This window comes from Polaribacter sp. 20A6 (assembly GCF_011378915.1).
GTDB lineage: Bacteria > Bacteroidota > Bacteroidia > Flavobacteriales > Flavobacteriaceae > Polaribacter > Polaribacter sejongensis.
In genome coordinates this window covers 1-1,170 of record NZ_WTPZ01000040.1, presented here as the reverse complement: position 1 = coordinate 1,170, position 1,170 = coordinate 1, and the positions used below count along the sequence as shown (strand labels likewise).

General features: G+C 31.7%; 1 protein-coding gene. It reads left to right on the top strand.

Going from position 1 to position 1,170, the window contains the following annotated elements; all coding sequences use genetic code 11:
• The first annotated feature begins 97 nt into the window (after positions 1-97).
• Complete coding sequence (locus tag GQS57_RS18285; protein WP_165734412.1) at positions 98-1,099, top strand: hypothetical protein; 1,002 nt, start codon at positions 98-100, stop codon at positions 1,097-1,099.
• Positions 1,100-1,170: the final 71 nt, after the last annotated feature.

The following is a 1,170-nucleotide window of genomic DNA, read 5'->3' as shown; positions in this document are numbered from 1 at the left end:
TGCGAACAACAATTTTCCTGCGGAAAATAGCCGTTCACTTTAAACGCAACTTTCCATAACACAACAACGTTAGCTGTAATTTAAAAAAACTCATATAATGAAAAATAACATTTTATTTCTATTTCTATTTCTATTAATTACGATAATCAGTTGTAAGGAAAAAAACGCAAAATCATCAACTAATGAATCAATTCCTAAAGAAACAACTAACGAAAAAATTTACAATGGAACAGGAAACGTAACCCAAGGATTAGCGGAAACACAAATTAAAAGTCTTATTTCTTGTAATCAAAGAGGTAGCAGAATTTCAGGAGTTGGAGAAATAAAAGATGATTTAGGAAATAGTTGGACAGTTCCCGGAATTAATCATTTCAACGAATCGACCAAAGCTTCTGATTTATATAATGAATGTAACTCTATAACACCAAATAATCTTTCAGAAATAGATATGAATTCCGTTCCTGTCTTTGAGATAGATTCGGACGGAGAAATCATTACAGGCTATCTTTTTGCGGATAATTATTTTGAACTTTACATTAACGGAAAATTAATAGCAGTTGACCCAGTACCTTTTACACCATTTAATTCAAACATTGTAAAATTCAAAGTAAAAAAACCTTATACAATTGCAGTAAAACTAATAGATTGGGAAGAACATTTAGGTTTAGGTTCAGAAAATAATAGAGGAAAAGATTTTCATCCTGGAGATGGAGGTTTTATAGCCAGCTTTAGTGATGGGACTATTACAAATAGCAAATGGAAAGCACAAACTTTTTATACTGCACCTATTAGTGATTTAAGTTGTTTAAGTGAAATTGGAGAAAAAAGAATCTCTTCAAATTGCAGTACAGATGGAGTTGATAATGGAACAGCATTTTACGGTATTCATTGGAAAATTCCAGAAAATAGTTTTGACGTTACTTTCAATGACAGCCAATGGCCAAATGCGACCACATATACTGAAGATGAAATAGGAGTAAATAATAAAAAAGCATATATGAACTTCATAGAAAAATTTAGTGGAAAAGGTGCTGAATTTATTTGGTCTACTAATGTCGTTTTGGATAATGAAGTCATTGTTCGTTACAAAGTGGAATAAAAACTACAGCTAACACCGTATATAATTTATTGCTGGCTTCTCGCCTACTTACGAAAGTCCTCGCGGACTTT